15 protein-coding genes and 1 tRNA gene are annotated in these 15,990 nt (G+C 37.6%); 8 read left to right on the plus strand and 8 right to left on the minus strand.

The features are described from left to right. Positions 1-295, minus strand: a 295-nt coding sequence (locus ACNF42_RS04930) for a transposase (protein ID WP_443339506.1), incomplete at its 3' end; no start/stop codon positions are given. A gap of 530 nt (positions 296-825) precedes the next feature. On the opposite strand from ACNF42_RS04930, the gene ACNF42_RS04935 reads away from it, so the two are divergent. Beyond that, the gene (locus ACNF42_RS04935) at positions 826-1,779 is read left to right on the plus strand and encodes an ABC transporter ATP-binding protein (RefSeq protein WP_443339507.1); all 954 of its coding nucleotides are present in this window, start codon (positions 826-828) and stop codon (positions 1,777-1,779) included. 2 nt (positions 1,780-1,781) lie between these two features. Further along, positions 1,782-2,561 (plus strand): ABC transporter permease, encoded by a 780-nt coding sequence (locus ACNF42_RS04940; RefSeq protein ID WP_443339508.1) that lies wholly within the window; start codon positions 1,782-1,784, stop codon positions 2,559-2,561. A gap of 19 nt (positions 2,562-2,580) precedes the next feature. Here ACNF42_RS04940 and ACNF42_RS04945 read toward each other — a convergent pair whose 3' ends face one another. Then, the gene (locus ACNF42_RS04945; RefSeq protein WP_443339509.1) at positions 2,581-3,786 is read right to left on the minus strand and encodes an MFS transporter; all 1,206 of its coding nucleotides are present in this window, start codon (positions 3,784-3,786) and stop codon (positions 2,581-2,583) included. Between the two features lie 72 nt (positions 3,787-3,858). On the opposite strand from ACNF42_RS04945, the gene ACNF42_RS04950 reads away from it, so the two are divergent. The 3 genes from ACNF42_RS04950 (at position 3,859) to ACNF42_RS04960 (ending at position 5,187) form a co-directional block, all read left to right on the plus strand. Beyond that, positions 3,859-4,500, plus strand: a complete 642-nt coding sequence (locus ACNF42_RS04950) for a helix-turn-helix transcriptional regulator (RefSeq protein WP_443339510.1) — start codon at positions 3,859-3,861, stop codon at positions 4,498-4,500. Positions 4,501-4,561: 61 nt separating this feature from the next. Continuing rightward, entirely contained in the window at positions 4,562-4,939 is a 378-nt protein-coding gene (locus tag ACNF42_RS04955; RefSeq protein WP_443339511.1) for a 30S ribosomal protein S8e, read from the plus strand. Continuing rightward, positions 4,936-5,187, plus strand: a complete 252-nt coding sequence (locus ACNF42_RS04960) for a signal recognition particle subunit SRP19/SEC65 family protein (protein WP_443339512.1) — start codon at positions 4,936-4,938, stop codon at positions 5,185-5,187. The genes ACNF42_RS04955 and ACNF42_RS04960 overlap by 4 nt, the downstream gene beginning before the upstream one ends. Before the next feature lie 113 nt (positions 5,188-5,300). Here the strand turns inward: ACNF42_RS04960 and ACNF42_RS04965 are convergent, their stop codons facing one another. From ACNF42_RS04965 to ACNF42_RS04975, 3 genes are read right to left on the minus strand one after another with little or no spacing between them, the layout of a single operon-like run. Then, the gene (locus ACNF42_RS04965) at positions 5,301-6,302 is read right to left on the minus strand and encodes a DNA primase regulatory subunit PriL (RefSeq protein ID WP_443339513.1); all 1,002 of its coding nucleotides are present in this window, start codon (positions 6,300-6,302) and stop codon (positions 5,301-5,303) included. 3 nt (positions 6,303-6,305) lie between these two features. Beyond that, a complete protein-coding gene (locus ACNF42_RS04970) occupies positions 6,306-7,838 on the minus strand; it encodes a gamma-glutamyltransferase family protein (protein ID WP_443339514.1) in 1,533 nt (510 codons plus the stop codon). Then, on the minus strand, positions 7,838-8,917 hold the full coding sequence (locus tag ACNF42_RS04975) for a M24 family metallopeptidase (protein WP_443339516.1): 1,080 nt from the start codon (positions 8,915-8,917) through the stop codon (positions 7,838-7,840). Before ACNF42_RS04975 ends, ACNF42_RS04970 begins: the two co-directional genes overlap by 1 nt. A gap of 486 nt (positions 8,918-9,403) precedes the next feature. Here ACNF42_RS04975 and ACNF42_RS04980 point away from each other — a divergent pair, with 486 nt between their 5' ends. The 3 genes from ACNF42_RS04980 (at position 9,404) to ACNF42_RS04990 (ending at position 11,731) form a co-directional block, all read left to right on the plus strand. Then, on the plus strand, positions 9,404-10,186 hold the full coding sequence (locus ACNF42_RS04980; RefSeq protein WP_443339517.1) for a serine/threonine-protein kinase: 783 nt from the start codon (positions 9,404-9,406) through the stop codon (positions 10,184-10,186). 20 nt (positions 10,187-10,206) lie between these two features. Next, a tRNA-Arg gene (locus ACNF42_RS04985) sits at positions 10,207-10,280 on the plus strand. A 347-nt stretch (positions 10,281-10,627) separates the two neighbouring features. Next, the gene (locus ACNF42_RS04990; protein WP_443339518.1) at positions 10,628-11,731 is read left to right on the plus strand and encodes a mevalonate 3,5-bisphosphate decarboxylase; all 1,104 of its coding nucleotides are present in this window, start codon (positions 10,628-10,630) and stop codon (positions 11,729-11,731) included. On the opposite strand, the gene ACNF42_RS04995 is transcribed toward ACNF42_RS04990, so the two are convergent. From ACNF42_RS04995 to gyrA, 3 genes are read right to left on the minus strand one after another with little or no spacing between them, the layout of a single operon-like run. Then, positions 11,724-12,650: a hypothetical protein gene (locus ACNF42_RS04995; protein WP_443339519.1), complete on the minus strand. Its 927-nt coding sequence runs from the start codon at positions 12,648-12,650 to the stop codon at positions 11,724-11,726. The genes ACNF42_RS04990 and ACNF42_RS04995 overlap by 8 nt on opposite strands. A gap of 35 nt (positions 12,651-12,685) precedes the next feature. Beyond that, the gene (locus ACNF42_RS05000; RefSeq protein ID WP_443339520.1) at positions 12,686-13,597 is read right to left on the minus strand and encodes a hypothetical protein; all 912 of its coding nucleotides are present in this window, start codon (positions 13,595-13,597) and stop codon (positions 12,686-12,688) included. After that, positions 13,594-15,990: a DNA gyrase subunit A gene (gyrA, locus tag ACNF42_RS05005; RefSeq protein WP_443339521.1), complete on the minus strand. Its 2,397-nt coding sequence runs from the start codon at positions 15,988-15,990 to the stop codon at positions 13,594-13,596. Before gyrA ends, ACNF42_RS05000 begins: the two co-directional genes overlap by 4 nt.

Genomic DNA, 15,990 nt, shown 5'->3' on the forward strand with positions numbered 1-15,990 from the left:
CCATCTTCCTTGTTGATATTCCCTTTGAATACATGGATACAACAGGCTCATCAATACCAACATTCCTCTGGTATTTCTCAAATAGAGCTGTCTGGAATTCGTTATTTCGATCTCTTGGAATCTTCAGATCATTGATCTTTCCGTATCTTGTTCCTAGGTCTCTCTCATAATATCCATTCCTTGATCCCTTATTCTCTTCAAGGAATGCCTCTATCTCTCCCTTCATGAGAGATTCCATGAACTCCTTCACTGTCTTCCTTACAATTTCCGATATCTTTTTATCAAACTCTTCCATTATTCATTGCCTCCTTTGGTTGTTCTTAGGAGGCATCCTTTTATGTTTCATGAAATTTATCCATTGTTGATGGAGTCATTTCATTTGTACTTACACAAAATTCGGGATACTATCTTCTTAAAGGAATCATTTTTCGCAATGTGGTATTATTATAGCACAGACGATTTTTAAAATTAATTTTAAAGATAAAAACGGCAGTTTTGATTAGGCGATCATGCTATTCAAAGAATAGATTCTCAAGATTTGAATAGAAAATATACTAAACTCAAATCTATTGAAAATTTGTATTGTTTTATTGGCTTTTCGAATTAATTAACCATGACAAAAGAATGAAAATAAAACAAATAATACAGTATTTCTAAAAATAAGAATGGAATCTGTGAGCAAACAATACTTTTTCACTGCAAAATAAGTTATTGAATATTATGCAAATTTGTCAAGTCCAAAGAAAACCACACAAAGGTTTGATGAGTCTAAATATCAATTGAGAATTTGGGAAATTTATATAACGATGTAAACATTGCAACCTAATGTCACCTAATGGGTCAATGGATTATGAGATCGAAGTAAAAGATCTTAGAAAGAGCTACGATGGAAGAAAGATGGCTCTAAACGGACTTACATTTCACGTTAAAAAGGGAGAAATATATGGATTGCTTGGAAAAAATGGGGCTGGAAAATCAACCTCAATAAAAATCATGACTACCCTCATAGGGTTTGACAGTGGGGAGGTCACTATAAGCGGCTATGATATCAGAAGAGAGGGGGCAAAGGTACGAAGGGCAATAGGTGTTGTACAGCAGGAAGAATCCTTTGATTTCACCTCAGTTGAGAATAATTTTAAAATTACCGGTATGCTATGGGAAGTCCCAAAATCCCAGATTAAAGAGAGGATGGAACAACTTCTGGACTTATTTGGACTTCAGGAGATGAGAAAAAAGAGGATGTATGACCTGAGTGGAGGACAAAAAAAGAGAGTCCAGGTGGCCAGAGAGTTCATGCACGATATGAAAGTCCTATTTTTAGATGAGCCCACTGTTGGACTAGATCCAATAATGAGAAGAAAGATATTAAATTACATCAGGGAAAGGGCTTCAATGGGTTTGACAGTTTTGTTTACAACACAGAATCTTGAAGAAGCAGATATGATATGTGACAGGATTGGTATAATAAATGATGGAATTATAGTTGCTGAAGGAACATCTGATGAACTGAAACACAAGTTTGGGACACTTAGGACATTAAAAGTTACTTCAGACCATGATCTGTCAACAAGGATTGAAGAAATAAAAAAGTCTCTTGATGCTTTCAATATAGAGGAGATTGAAGTAAGAGAGAACGTGATAAACATCCTTGGTAAAAAAATAGATCGAAATCTACCAGAAATTCTTGATTCCGTATCTAAGATGAACATTTCCATTGAAAACGTCTCAATAGATAATCCAACGCTGGATGAAGTATTCATGAAGGTGGTACAAAAATGAAAATGCCTGCATTTGTTAGATTGACCATAAGGAATATCATTGTAAACATTGATCCTGGAACGCTTATTTTTATGCTTGGATTACCGACATTATACCTCTTTGTGATGGGTTTTATGTTTCAGGGCATAGATCCCAATGGTGGGTTAAGCCTCGTATATAACGGTGTTAATGTTAAATATACCACATTTTTAGCCCCAGGAATTATTGCACTCCAGGCATTTACAGCGGGAAATGTGGGAGGAAGCATGCTGTGGTCTGACAGAAGATGGGGTATGTTCGAGCAGATCATGGTTGGTCCTTTCAGAAGATCAGAGTATTTACTTGGTATCATATTTGTTTCAATTTTATTTTCTCTAATAGGTTCTGCCATAATGATCGCTTTCGCCTTTACAATCCCTGTTCAATTTAAAATTACCCTTGCTGGAGTTGGATTGTTCGTCTTGACGATGATTGTTGGTACAATGCTCTTTTCATCCATCTTTCTTATAATTTCAGGTCTGGCAAAGTCCATGCAGGCGTATAATACTATCACCATACTTCTCTTCTTCCTGCTGGACTTTGCAAGCACTGCGTTTTACCCTATAACAAGCCAGACACCAGAGTGGTTACAGGTTATTGCAGGGGCAAATCCCTTAAGTTTCATTTCAAATATACTTAGAAGTTCATTCATATCAGGAGTAAATTCCTCCTCCCTATATTTCTCGGGAGTGCTTTTGATTGCAATGCTCATATTCTTTGGGATTTCTTTGAGAATATACAAGAACATCAGATCAGGGATATAATTACGTACTAAAAATAGGATCAATTTTCCTGCAAAATACCAATTTTAATTTTATTTTCCTGAAAATTCAACCTGTACAAAATCAGTAGAAGAAAACTTACGGTTAAACAATTGACATATATTGCAAACCTTACGGAGATACAGACAACAGACAAAAAATAGAAAAGTAGGAATATTGCTCTCATGAGATATACAAAAGAGGATATCCTAGTGTTGTACCTACCGATGAATCGATTTTCCACATTTCTCATTATCATTGTGTTTCTTAGTATTCTTGAGCTTCCGTTTCCAAGACCCAAGAATATGGACATTGAAAGGAATATGAATGGCGATTTAGTGATTGCAATCCCAAAAATTCCAATGGAAAATATTGAGAAAGGCAGCATGTACAATTTCCTTTTATCAAGATGCGGCTGTATTTTTGGAAATATAATGCCTGAGAAAAGCGCACTGAATGCATAAATGGATCCTTCAATTGCTATGAAATTCGCTCCTCTGTGCAATTTCATGACAATGTAAATTGGGTAAAGGAAATTGCCCGTGACAACCATAATAAATGGAATATTCATTATGATCGCAAATAAGGTAAGGGAACCATAATTTGAAATTTTAAAACCTTTCCCAGTCTCTGTTTTATTAGACTTCTGCAACGATGAAACCGCGGTAAGGTGAATTGAAGGATCATAGGGAATGAATAATATAAGAAAAATGGAACTGAGGTCAATTAAAGATGAAATAATGAAGGAAGACCTGAAATTGATAAAACCGGATATCAAAAGGAACATAATACCGCCAAAAATGGAGGGCAATTGACCGAAAATTTCAGAATAGCCATTGATTTTAGATGTGTTCATGCCATCCGAAAGATGCCTGAGAATGGAGTTTGTGGTGCTGTATGATACACCACTGAATAGCCCAAGCACAATTGATACTACATACATAATTATAAGCCTTGAAAAATCAAAAATTAAATAGGCAGAGATCAAAAATGATGATAATATGATCTGATTTAGAATTAGAATGTTTTTCTTATTTTTAGAATCCAGAAATCTTCCCAGAGGAATCTGCACTGCAATACCTAATAAAAGTCCTGTAAAATCACTCAATGCGAAATAGTCAATAGACAGGATTGATCTGGAGAAAAAGTACGATAGATAGATTTCAGTCGAGAAATTTCCTATTATTATGAAGGTCTTTGAAAAAGCAGCATAAATATATTTTTCCATAACCTTTCATTTGAAAGACATTATAAATAATTCAATTTATAAAGTTTATAAAGTGCAGATTTATATGGCATAATGGAAAATGAAGGGTCTTATAGTGCGGAGAGAAAACTTTACGTTATACTGAGAAAGAATGGTCCTTCCACACTGAATCAGATTAGCATTCAACTTGGGATGTCAAAAATGGGGGCTTTGAAATGGATCAACAAACTTGAGGCGCAGGGTAAGATAGAGAGAAGAGTAAAAAAACTTCATATGGGTAGACCTGCCTACGTCTTTTCTTTAACATCTGATTCAAACATGCCATCTGAAAATGCAGGGTCGGAAAGGATTCTTGTGGATCTTCTTGAGTTCATGAAAAGAATGAAACAAAATGAAATTGCGGAGCAGTTCCTGAGGCAAAGATATGAATTGCTCTACTCACAAGTATATAAACAATTCCAGGGAAAAACTTTCGAGGACAAACTTAACATCCTGAGGGAGTTGAGGGAGAGGGACGGATATATGCCAGAGGTAAAGCAAAATCCCTCAGATAATTACAATCTTGTTGAATATAACTGCCCCATTTTCAGAGTTTCATCTATTTTTCCAGTAGCATGTGAACTTGAAAGGAGATTGTTTGAGTCCCTTTTGAATGCTGATGTTGAAAACTCTCACAGGCAAACAAATGGGAAAAATACCTGTGTTTTTAACATTAAGAAAATTAAAAATGATTGACAGCACTTAAAATCCAAAAGATTTAAGATAATGCATACATTCCCTTTACACAGGTGTTAAATTGGGAAGATTTCAGGGAAGAACATCGACAAAGTTCACAGGCGGAAAATATAAAGATTTCAGGTCAAAAAGAAGATCCGAGATAGGAAGGGAGCCAACGCTCACAAGAATAAACGCACCACAAAGAAAGGTTTTAAGAGTCAGAGGTGGAAACGTAAAGGTTGCTGCTTTGAACGACAGTGTTGCTAATGTGTATAACCCCAAGGAGAAGAAAACCGTAAGAACAAAGATAGTGACTGTTAAAGAAAATCCGGCAAATCCCCATTTTGTCCAGAGAAACATAATGAATAAGGGCACCTTGATTGAAACTGAGGTCGGTATGGCCAGAATAACATCAAGGCCAGGTCAGGATGGGGTTATTAACGCAGTGCTCGTATGAAGATAACCTTATATTCACAATATTTTAATCCAAAGATAAGCAAACGCCTTGGAAGAAAGGTAAATGTTGAGGCGGCCAAAAAATTTTCTGATGAAAAATTGAATGAAATATTGAGGCAGTTGAAGGTTTTATACGAAGTAAGGGATGGAAGGTATCCCCGCGTTCCATATGAGAAATGTAAAATATACAACATAGATGCAAATATAAAAAAGAGTACTCTCATAAAGATTATTGAAAGAAGACTCTAAATGCTTTGAAAAAAATTAGCTACGCGCACCAATTGTAACTTGATGCAATCTGATTTGTTTTGATCTCTTGCTTTAGAGATTATTTTTTTATTATTATACATACAATGAAATTATTAAGCGCTTTTCTTTGAATTTTGTTTTTTGATTCTGTAATAACTTAATGGATGCTTCATTTTAGGTGAATTGCATATTGGATCGTCATCCATATAACATAGATGATTTGAGCGAAGGGTTTCACATTTTGGCGGAATATACTTTATCCCGGAGATTTCACCAAGAATATGTTTTACTTGATATTCTGTAATTTTTCTACTGAAGTCAGGCACAGACGAAAATATTTTCATTATGTCCTCCTCAGGCATACCAACCTTACTTAGAAAAGATACCATTGCAAATCTTCCCATGTGAGGTATATTCACGCCATTCTTCGCATCTGATATAAAATGAAGAATACATGGCGGAAATGCCGAGATGTCAACATCACCCAGATCCACAGGAGTTAGTAATTTTTTTGCATTCTCCCTGATGGCTTCCAAATCATGAAGGTAATAATCGAAATATTTAACCGCAATTTCTCTATCTATTTCCTCAATAGTATCTTTCATCAATAGAACTGCATATTCCCTGATTATTTTGTCAATCTTGTTCTTGTTTGACAGTACCCCGTTGTCCTTAAAAGACTGATATACAAGTCTGAAATTACTTCCACTTATCCTTGAACAAGATTTTGTGAAGATTGGCACTCTTGAAATATAGTAATTTCCAGAAGATGAATATTCCATAGGGATTCCCAGTCTTTCTGCCACGATTGAAAGTTCTTCAGCACTTGTCTTTGACAGCGATTCTTCCATGCTGTCCCTTATATTGTATATGGCTCTTGATGTAAAAGAATCAACATCTATCACTCTTAATATCCAGAGTGTAAGAGCCGTGTTTATCTTCCATTCATTTCTGGTGAGATCAAAAAGGTTGCTTTTTGGGTATGCCCCTTTGTCCAATATTTTCTTGAGAAACTGAATTATCTGGTCAATTATTTCTGATGTTTCCCCGAACATATCAGAGAATCCCTGAGTGACCTCTCTGACCTTATCTTCCATTGGGCCTAGAACTTCCAAAATTCACACCCCCGGGATTGCAAAACCATCCCCCCTTAAATCTGCGCCTCCATTAATCACCCCTGAGTCCAGATATACTAATACCTGAGAATGGCCGAACAGATGATCTCCGTATTCCAATTCTTTCACATTTTTAAAAAGGTCCTTCAATCGATTCACTCCTTTGAAACCTCTTTCGTAGTAAAGTGTATCATTTTGCTCGTAAATTGTTCCAGGAAATACAGCTCTTGGCAGTTCTATACTCTTTTGAGCCTTAATATTGTTGGTTATATGATCAATCAATAAAGCGTGGACTTGAGGCTGAATATCACCACCCATTGTCCCCAAGGAAAAAAATGGGTTCCTATCTTTGAGACCTATACTTGCAGACAAGGTGTGAAAAGTCCTCTTTTCAGGCTCAAGGGAATTCCTGGAATGAGGATCCAGACTGAAATATGAACCTCGATTCTGAAGGGTGAATCCAGTGCCTGTTGGCATCACCAGCGATCCAAAACCCAGGTAATTACTCTGTATCATGGAAATTATTTCACCATTTTTATCTCCAACTGTGAAATATGTTGTGTCTCCATCATCCTTTTCCCTGAATGATCCTACTCTTTCATCCTTTCTTCTCCATTTGCCACTAATGATTGTGTCGTTGTCCAAACTGTACCTCTCCGGATCACCGATGAAATTCCTCCTGAATTCCATAGCTTCAAGCCCGGATCTATAGAATTCGGTCAAATCATTGGCACCGGAATCCTGATACAACTTTAACCATGCCAAAACCGTTGAACCCTGACTATTTGGAGGTGTTTCATAAATTGTGCAATCACCATAATTGAGTTTCATGGGCTCCTGAATAAGATTTCTGTGATTCTTTAGATCGTAGTCATCCATTATAATATTTTTATCTGCGAAACCTTCTGTTATTTTATCCGCGAGGTATCCATTATAAAAGGAATCAGAGTCTTCTGAAATAGCCCTGAGAGTTTTTCCCAAATTACCCTGCCTGAATATATCACCTGGTTTAATCTCTCCATATTTATAAGTTGCCAGCCATTCCCTATCTTTTGAATAAGGAATTGATCTTTTTATTGAATCCACGTAATTTAAAGTTACCGGGAAACCCTCTTCAGCATAATATATGGCATCCCTCAAAAGATCCTTAAAATCCATTGACCCATAGTTTTTCCAGAGGTCGATCCACGATTTAACAAGACCTGGAACATTTATGGCACTCATTTCTCCATGTCGAGGTATGGATTCAAAACCAAGGTTTTTATAGTAATCTATAGAGACATTGTGAGAAGATTTTCCAGAACCATTAATAACGAAAATGTGGTCTTTTACTCTCCCTAGAATGAAGCCATCTCCCCCCAATCCGCATAGGTTATTCTGCACTACGCATAATACAGCACTTGTCGATATGGCAGCATCTGCAACATTCCCACCATCGTTCAATATTCTGTTTCCGGAAAGAGATGAAAGAATGCTTGATGATGCGACTATGTGACTTTTTGAATAAACCTCAGGACGGAATGTGTCTAAGGACATCAAACTTCCCTTATCTCTTTAGATGCTCCCCCGGAAATCAACTCAAAGCCGTCCTTCTTCACAATTACATCGTCTTCGATTCTTACGCCAAATTTACCAGGCATGTATATTCCAGGCTCATCAGTGACAACCATATTCTCTTTCAGAGGGAAATCCAAATTAGGTGAAAGTGCAGAATGATCATGAACATCAAGACCGATGCCATGGCCAAGAGAGTGAATGAATGTATCCTTATATTTTGTGGAGTCTATCACATTTCTTGCCTTCAAATCAACCTCTTTCCCGTTTACATTTTCTTTTATAATTTTCATCGATTCTTGCTGTGCTCTGTAAACTATGGAATAAACCTCCGCAACTTCCGAATTGGCCTTACCGAAGGATGCAGTTCTGGTTACATCTGAGCAATATCCATTATACAATGCCCCGTAATCTATCAACACAACATCACCCTTTTTCAATTTCCTTTCCCCTGGAGAGTAATGGGGTTGTGAAGAGTTCTCACCAAAGGCAACAATGGTCGAGAAAGATGGCCCATCTGCACCATTTTTCATCATTTCATAAACGACAAGGGATGCTACCTCTTTCTCTGTCATTCCCTCTTTGAGGGCATCATAAACCTTCTCTATGGATTCACTTGCAATCTTTGCAGCTTCCTTCAGATTGTTGATTTCCCTTTTATCTTTGATCTTTCTTGATTCGAGTATTGAAACTGAAACATCTACAAATTCCTTATCGGGTATTATTCTGAGAAGATTTTTATAGCTTTCTAAGGATAACGATGAATAATTCAGACCTACCGTATTAACATTTTGAAGAGCATTTTTCATCATCTCTTCATACTCCTTTCTGCTGTGGAATATTTGAACATCAAGTCCAGTGCTTCTGGCTGTTTCCTCTTCAAGTACAGAAGTATATATGGTGGCATTTTTAGATGTTGCCACTATAAAAGAGCCTTCGAAGAGACCACCTTTTGATTGAGTGATATATCTGAATGTCTTATCAAGAGAGTTTTCCCCTCCATTAACTATGAGTATTGCCTCGGCCTCTCTCGCAAAATTAAACAAATTTTCGTATGCCATAATTCATGATGTGCTGAAGATATATATGTTATATCATCTCAAAATCGATCTTATATCGGAGAAATATGGGATGAATATATAGCAGTGGCTTATATCATTGAAATCAGCAAAATGATTTACTAAACTACTGGATGCTTATTATTCAGTGAAGGCTTTCGGAAAATTCCCATAATATTTTCGAAATTATCTATGTCCATAGATTCTTTAGACTTCACTCTTCCTTGATCGGAATTCGTTTTATACCATATCTTGAATTGATTTTATCTTACTTTTAACCTTATTCTGTGAGTGGGAGTTACATTTTGATGAAACTATCTGCAAGTGCCTTTGCTTAATGCCCCAATCTTACATGTCCACCCTTCACTATCTCCATTTTTTACCTGCGTCAGTTGAATTGATGGAAGAAAGTATGTTTTTCACTTTGGTAAAGAAGAATATTTGTGAATGAAACGATAATCAAATTTATGATGATGTAATGGAGTGTCAATGGAGAATAAGATAGAGAGCATTGCCGGATTTCGTGATACATATAAAATAGAGAGGTTTCTTACGAGTGGGGGAATGGGCGATATACTGGAAGGCTTTGATTCACAGGGAAGAAATGTAGTTGTGAAAATACCAAAGAATTTCGCGCCAAACAGAGATGACCCACTTAACGATCAGGTAATTAATGAAATTGAAAATTTGAAACTTCTGATTCATCCCAATATTGTGAGATATGTTGACAGTGGGCAGTACCAGTCAAAACCATTTCTGGTTATGGAAAAGGTGGAGGGCATAAGTCTCAAACAGTATGTTGAAGAGAAAGATTACGGATATGAGGTGGGGTTGAGCCTTTCCTCAAAAATGCTAAGTGCGCTCAAATACCTTAGAAAATACAGAATAGTCCACAGAGACCTAAGTAGCACAAATATCATTATTGAGCCAGATGGTACCCCTAAAATTATAGACTTCAGTACATCCATAAGGATGTCATCTGACACAGATATGATAAGGATAAAGGGAAGTAAGATTGGAACGGAAGGTTATTCTGCCCCTGAGCAGCTTAGGGAGGGGATATCATACATCGATTCTGATATTTATTCCCTTGGAGCCCTTGCATTCTTTGCACTTACGTCCAGGAAACCTGAAAAGATAAAAAAGGACGTAAAAAGTATAGAGAGGTTCAGAGGGATGCCGTTGTACGAACTGATAACGAAATGCATGGTTGAAAAAAGAGATGAAAGAGAGACTGACCTGGAAAGGATAGAGAAGATAATAAGGGCTTAAGAATTAAACCTTCAATAAATGGGTCCGTGGGGTAGCTAGGATATCCTAATGGCCTTCGAAGCCGAAGACCCGGGTTCGAATCCCGGCGGGCCCGCTTTATATTAGGTTTGAAATCGTTTCAAATGAGTCTCATAATAGGTTCTTTTAGAAATTTCTGGTTATATTGCATTTTATTGAAAAGCACAAGGAATGATGATTCATCGGACTTTCATGTGAGTCAAGAGAGAAATGAGAATGAAAATATATCATATAATGATGTAATTCCAATAAGAAGGATGAAATCTATGAACAGGCAATACTTCTTTGAGTCAAAATCAGTTATCGGATCTTAAGCAGACCTATAATGTCAAAAATCGCCTTTAAAGAAGTGTGATGAGACGGAATGATGAAAAAATTCTATAAATGGTGTAAACATGGTGGCACTAGAAGGAGAGTAAATGGATGAGAAATTCCAGATTCAAAAAATACGGTCAGGAAATTCAAAGATTCCTGGAAAGGGAAGATTTGCTGATAATCCCAGGAAAATATGAAGCGGATCCGGAGGAGGGAAGGATATGGTATTCCCATTCGTACCCAATCAAAGCCTTTGAGAAATTTCTTGGCTATTACGACAAAGACGAAAGAATAGCTTATAACCCCTCAATATCATTCAACACCGATTTCTCATTCTGCCTTTCCGCTTGTGTATATTCGAAAAATCCTGGGCAGGATAAAGTGATTTTGGATGATGAAACGAGTGAGACATATACTAAAAAGGCTGAATTTGCTCTTAGTAAATTCAAGAAAGATTACTCCATAAGTGGAAGCTTCGGTTTTTATATAAAAAGATACAGAAGATATGAAAAGTCAAAGGGGATGAGCGAATCTTCTGCTGTAGCTTCTGCAGTTAGTAAATCACTCATATCCTGTGCATTCAATGGGGAGGCCGATAAGGACCTGGCTCTGCAATCACGGTACGCAAGATACGTTTCCGGATCAGGAACAAGAGCGGTGTTTGACGGAATATCAATGTGGCTTTCATACCCGGGAATGAGGAAGGACGATTGCTTTGCCCTTAAAATTAAGGACAGACCGGAAGAAATCAAATACGGCATATTTCCGAAGAATAACCAGTCACCAACAGATAGTGCCCATGTCAAAGCTATAGAATCACCATTTTACGACTCATGGGTCAACGAAAAATATAAGTTTATTCGCAAGAATATGAAGAAGTCATTCGATCTCGATGACCTGTTACAGAGGTCCACTGTTGACATGTTAAGTCTGAATTCTGTACTCCTTTCCTCTGGACTAATGATTCAGACGCCTGAAAGTTTAAGGATCCTTGAGAAGGCCATAAAGTTCAAGGAAAAACACGATGGCTTTTATTTTACAGCAGATACTGGGCCATCCATTATGATTTTAACAAAAGATGAAAAACTTATAGATGAATTCAGTGAAGGGATTGGGGACAATTTCCTTCCTGGTGGTTTCAATTTCAAACAACACCTTGATTACGTGGAGAAGTTCAAAAGGGAAGCCTCTCAGGCTCTTGCGGTTAAATGATTCTTGGAAATGTACATTCAGTTATTTTTTCATACATTTCTGCCCTTGTTATTTCAATTTCGTAGCTCCCCATATCCGCTTCTTTGAGCCTTTCTATAAGATTTCTCTTGTACATTTCAGGCACAATTATTCTTGATGCAATCTTACCATCCCGTGCAGTAAGAAGATTGCTGTATATGGGCAATCTTACACCATTAAATTTCCCATATAGAAGATCAAGGAATTGAAGGTTGAAATCTCCTTCCATTAGGTTGATGTCAATTTTAGTTGCATTATTTATACCTTCTGGATTTCCATAGAACACCACCCTCCTGATACTGGAGGTACAAACCCCCTTAATTTCAGCATTATAATTTCCCCTGATTCCTGTATATTCACTGTTGTTCAAGAGAAATTCGAATACGTAAGGCCTATAGGACTTTATGAACCATTCTATGTTATTTCTTTTGTCCCGGTAAGAATCCATTTTTTCTATAATCAGTTGGCGGGGTCTTTTTTCTGAAATGAGAAGTTGGGATAGTTGTGTTGTAACGGAATGATGAAACCTAAAATGAAAAAAATGAACACCATCTAAAATATAGGAAATGTCAGGAACTACTGAGGGGATTTGTAGAATATCTGCAAGAAAATTGTACTCCGGGTAATTTGCACTGGATGCGTATAAAGTGTATATGCCTTCTTCATATCTTGCACCGTAGGTTTTAAGAAATATTTCCAGGTCCCTTTCGGTGGTATCCCTGAAGAAATAGTATAGCATCCCTATATCCTTGTCTCTTTTAACCATAATTGATGGAATGTTCATAGAGTATCTTTTGCTGAAAGTTTCAATTGGAAAACCGCTAAAATTGGAAAGTATCAATTCCCTGTCCAGGCCATCCTCAGGTTTGATCTCTTTATAAATATCATTAGACGGCATCATAATATTGCATGATACTTCTCTATATAAACATTGGATTATATCTCGAGAATATCATTAAGAACCGCTGATGCTGTTTCTACCGGGCCATCAAACTCTTCATGGATGCTTATTCCTGCTCTACCCTGAAATTTAAAATCGGCAGCCATTGCTGTTCCTCCCATGGAGAGAAAAGGATCCTCTGAATCCAGTATTTCAAGTCCAGATCTTAGGGAAAAACCCTTTGTGGAATCAATTGTAACCAGAAGCATTCTTTTGAGAGTATTTTGGGGGTCAAAACCACCATAGGTTATATCCTTAAGACGTAAATTCATTCCGAAGAGTGAGTTTGCAAGGATAATTGCTTTTCTTGCTGAGTCCTTCCCAGAGAGGTCGTCATCCATATTCTCCTCTGCAATACCCAGTCTTCTTGCTTCACTGGTCACTTGTTCCATAGAAAGACCTGAATTTATCCCTTTGATTATGTAATTACTTGTAAGATTTACTATTCCTCGAAAATGGGTAATTTTGAAATAACTGGCTGAATGCCTTATTGTTGTAAAGAGAGGAAGTCCTCCGGCGACAGTAGCTTCATAAAGAATATTTCTTTCAGAATTTTCCTTGCTTTTCATTATTTCCTGCCAGTAGTTTGATAGGCCTGATTTATTCGCAGTTACAACATCCTTTCCATTCTCAAACTGTTCCCTGTAAGTTTCCATCTCCATTTTGCCATCTGGAGTTGCAGATCTGAGATCAACATAAATTTCGTATTCAACATCAATATCTTTCTTTTGAAATGAATGAGGGTTCTTAAGAAACTCTTCTTGATCCTTTAAGGTGAGGTTTTCTGATTGTATCAAGCCTCTCCTATTTTCTATTCCAACTATCTTGAGATTGGGATGATACTTATTGATCAGATCAATCAGGTTCCTTCCTACATTACCAGTCCCGGCAATGAATATTTTTTTCATCTATCATCCCCTGAAGTGACCTTCCCTGCTGAAATGACTTCATCGCCATCATCCACATCTATCAACTTTACACCCTGAGAGTTCCTTCCAAGTTCCCTCACCGTATCAACCTCTATCCTTATTGTCTGTTCGTTTTTGGTCATTATGATTACTCCGTCGCCGTCAGAAACAGGTAGTGCGGCAACAACCTTGCCTGTCCTTTCCGTGATTTTCATGATCTTGACGCCTGATGATCCTCTGTGATGGATTGGGAAATCTGCCTCTGGAGTCCTTTTTCCAATCCCACGGACCGATACGGTGAGAATATCCTGCCCTTCCTGGACCGGGAATGCTTTCAAAATATATTCTTTATCCCCTATCTTCATGGATTTTACACCCCTTGATGCTCTTCCCGTGGGTCTCATCTCTTCAGATTTGAACCTTGCAGCCTTGCCTGAGTCTGAAACTACAATAATATCCCTCTCTCCATCAATGAAAAACACCGAGGACAGTTCATCATCTTCATCAAGGCTTATTGCCCTTATTCCGTTTGCTCTCACATTCTGAAACTCTGAGAATGGAGTCTTCTTAATGAATCCTCTCTTAGTGGCAAGTATGAGAAAACCTGATGAGTCCTCATTTCCCTTCATCATATCCGTAATCTTTTCGCCTTCTCCTAATTTCAAAATAGCGGAACCTATCACACCAACCCCTTTCCTGCTCTTGCTCTCTATTCCATATGCCTTCATTGAGTACATTTTTCCAGTGTTTGTAAAGAAGAAAACAGGATCGTGTGAACTGCAGTTTACAATGGTTTTAACCTGATCCTCATTTCTTACCGATGTCTGAACACCTTTTCCACCCCTCTTTTGCGATCTGTATTCGTCAAGGGTGACTCTTTTCAGAAAACCTTTCTCGGTGAGAATTATTACACTTTCTTCTCTTGGAATGGCATCCTCATCCCTTATGTTTTCAAGTTCCCCAAATTCAACCTTTGTTCTTCTTGCGTCACCATATTTTCTCATTATCTCTTTTACTTCGCCAATTAAAATTTCCTTCCTTTTGTCCTCAGAATCGATTATTTCACCAAGGCGTTTAATCTCATTCCTGGTCTCATCAAGTTCCTTCTCTATCTTTCCCACTTCAAGGGTTGTTAACCTCTGTAACCTTGTGTCCAGTACAGCTTCAGCCTGCTTCTCGCTTAAAGTAAACTTTTCAATGAGCTGCATCTTTGCTTCGTTTCCATCCTTACTCCTTCTAATTGTTTCTATAACCTGATCTATATTTGAAAGGGCAATATGAAGACCCTCCAGAATGTGCTCTCTCTCCTTCAGCTTCTCTGAATCGAATATACTTCTCTTAAGGATTATATTGAGCCTGTGTCTGATATAACTTGTGATCAGTTCCTTAAGATTCATCTGCTTTGGTTGGTTGTCTTCCAGTACTAAATTTATGATGCCTATGCTCTGCTCAAGTTCTGTATGCATATAAAGCCTGTTTACGATGAGACTTTTCATCTCCTCATCCTTTATCTTGATAACAATTCTCATACCTTCTCTGTTGCTCTCATCCTTAATGTCCGAAATACCGTCAATTATTTCACTATTGATCTTCTTAACAAGGTTTTCAAGAAAATTTGACTTGTTGACCCCGTAGGGAAGGCTGGTAATTATGATTCTCTTCTTCTCATCAAGGGATACTTCACCCCTGCATTTCACCTTTCCTCTTCCTGTCTCATAGGCGGATATGAGATCATTATCGAACCATATTATCCCACCACCTGGGAAATCTGGGCCTTTTACAATTTTCAAAAGCTGAGGAATGGTTATTTCAGGATTCTTTACAGTCTCAATTATTGATTCGCCAATTTCATTGAGATTGTGCGAAAGCATATTGGTGGCCATTCCCACTGCTATTCCTGATCCACCATTTATGAGAAGATTCGGAATACTTGAAGGAAGATACACAGGTTCCTGGAGTGTTCCGTCAAAATTCATCATAAATGGGACTGTATTTTTATCTATATCAATCAGCATGGATTCAGAGATAGAATTCATCCTGGCTTCTGTATACCTCATTGCCGCAGGGGCATCTCCGTCAATTGAACCAAAGTTCCCCTGCCCATCTATCAATGGGTATCTGAGAGAGAATTCCTGTGCCATTCTTGCCATTGCATCATAGATAGCACTATCACCGTGGGGGTGATACTTACCCATAGCCTCTCCTACTATCCTCGCCGATTTTTTATAGGGCTTATCCCTTGTAAATCCATTCTCGTACATTGAATAGAGAATTCTCCTCTGAACGGGTTTAAGGCCATCCCTCACATCAGGTATGGCTCTGCTTACAATAACGCTCATGGCGTATTCCAAATAGGATTTCTTAATTTCATTTTCAATTGGTCTCGATTCCAT

It is taken from the genome of Cuniculiplasma thermophilum, from assembly GCF_052315355.1.
GTDB lineage: Archaea > Thermoplasmatota > Thermoplasmata > Thermoplasmatales > Thermoplasmataceae > Cuniculiplasma.

Coding starts and splice junctions, on each gene's coding strand:
- ACNF42_RS04935 (WP_443339507.1), top strand. CDS start 826: ATGTCACCTAATGGGTCAATGGATTATGAGATCGAAGTAAAAGATCTT.
- ACNF42_RS04940 (WP_443339508.1), top strand. CDS start 1,782: ATGCCTGCATTTGTTAGATTGACCATAAGGAATATCATTGTAAACATT.
- ACNF42_RS04945 (WP_443339509.1), bottom strand. CDS start 3,786: ATGGAAAAATATATTTATGCTGCTTTTTCAAAGACCTTCATAATAATA.
- ACNF42_RS04950 (WP_443339510.1), top strand. CDS start 3,859: ATGGAAAATGAAGGGTCTTATAGTGCGGAGAGAAAACTTTACGTTATA.
- ACNF42_RS04960 (WP_443339512.1), top strand. CDS start 4,936: ATGAAGATAACCTTATATTCACAATATTTTAATCCAAAGATAAGCAAA.
- ACNF42_RS04970 (WP_443339514.1), bottom strand. CDS start 7,838: ATGTCCTTAGACACATTCCGTCCTGAGGTTTATTCAAAAAGTCACATA.
- ACNF42_RS04975 (WP_443339516.1), bottom strand. CDS start 8,917: ATGGCATACGAAAATTTGTTTAATTTTGCGAGAGAGGCCGAGGCAATA.
- ACNF42_RS04980 (WP_443339517.1), top strand. CDS start 9,404: ATGGAGAATAAGATAGAGAGCATTGCCGGATTTCGTGATACATATAAA.
- ACNF42_RS04990 (WP_443339518.1), top strand. CDS start 10,628: ATGAGAAATTCCAGATTCAAAAAATACGGTCAGGAAATTCAAAGATTC.
- ACNF42_RS04995 (WP_443339519.1), bottom strand. CDS start 12,650: ATGATGCCGTCTAATGATATTTATAAAGAGATCAAACCTGAGGATGGC.
- ACNF42_RS05000 (WP_443339520.1), bottom strand. CDS start 13,597: ATGAAAAAAATATTCATTGCCGGGACTGGTAATGTAGGAAGGAACCTG.
- gyrA (WP_443339521.1), bottom strand. CDS start 15,990: ATGGAATCGAGACCAATTGAAAATGAAATTAAGAAATCCTATTTGGAA.